Annotated in this window: 2 protein-coding genes and 1 pseudogene; all 3 read right to left on the minus strand. The window is 61.6% G+C overall.

Annotation, left to right across the window (positions count from 1 at the left end; translation table 11 throughout):
- The coding region (locus EN750_RS37195) for a HisA/HisF-related TIM barrel protein (RefSeq protein ID WP_245482940.1) at window positions 1-267 on the minus strand (267 nt) is incomplete at its 3' end.
- Between the two features lie 4 nt (window positions 268-271).
- On the minus strand, window positions 272-562 hold the full coding sequence (locus tag EN750_RS37200; RefSeq protein ID WP_127289536.1) for a DUF1330 domain-containing protein: 291 nt from the start codon (window positions 560-562) through the stop codon (window positions 272-274).
- 6 nt (window positions 563-568) lie between these two features.
- Window positions 569-758 (minus strand): annotated as a pseudogene (locus EN750_RS37205) (imidazole glycerol phosphate synthase subunit HisH); the annotation flags it as partial.

Raw genomic sequence — 758 nt, forward strand, 5'->3', positions numbered from 1 at the left:
GATCTGCGCCAGCGTGCGGATGCCGCCGCCGAGCTGCACCGGGTTCTTCGTTGCCTTGAGGATGGCACCGACCGCCGCACTGTTGACGCTCTGGCCCTGGAAGGCGCCGTTGAGGTCGACGACATGCAGCCATTCGAAGCCCTGTTGCTCGAAGGCCCGCGCCTGCGCGGCAGGATCATCATTGTAGATGGTCGCGGTCGCCATGTCGCCATGCCTGAGGCGCACGCACTGGCCGTCCTTGAGATCAATCGCCGGGAAAAGGATCATCCGTTCAGGCGCCTTCCACAATGGCGAAATGGGACGTCGAATAGAGGCGTCTGAATTTCAGCGCCGCCTGGTATTCGGGCGAATGGAAGCAGGCGAGTGCGACCGCATAGCTCTCGAACTCGATGATGACATGGCGATTGCCCGATGGCCCTTCCGGGCTCGACGACTGACCGCCGCGGGTCAGGAACTTTGCGCCATATTTGTCGAAAGCCGCTTTGTTGGCGGCAATGTATAGCGGATAGTTTTCCGGATCGGTCACCTCGACCATCGCCATCCAGTAGCCCTTCTTGCTCATCGGTTTTCAGGGCCTCCAACGCAGGAAATTGGTGATCAGCGCCAGGCCGAGCGCCTGGCTCTTTTCCGGGTGGAACTGCGTGCCGACGAGATTGTCGCGGGCGACAGCCGCCGTCACCGGGCCGCCATAGTCGGCAACCGCCAGAACCTCGTCCGCCTTGCGCGCATCGAGATGATAGGAATGCACGAAATAGGCG

The organism is Mesorhizobium sp. M7A.F.Ca.ET.027.03.2.1 (genome assembly GCF_003999175.1).
In the GTDB taxonomy this organism is placed as follows: Bacteria; Pseudomonadota; Alphaproteobacteria; order Rhizobiales; family Rhizobiaceae; genus Mesorhizobium.

Excerpts from the sequence above, each read along its gene's own strand:
- EN750_RS37200 (WP_127289536.1), bottom strand. The coding sequence starts at position 562 with ATGAGCAAGAAGGGCTACTGGATGGCGATGGTCGAGGTGACCGATCCG.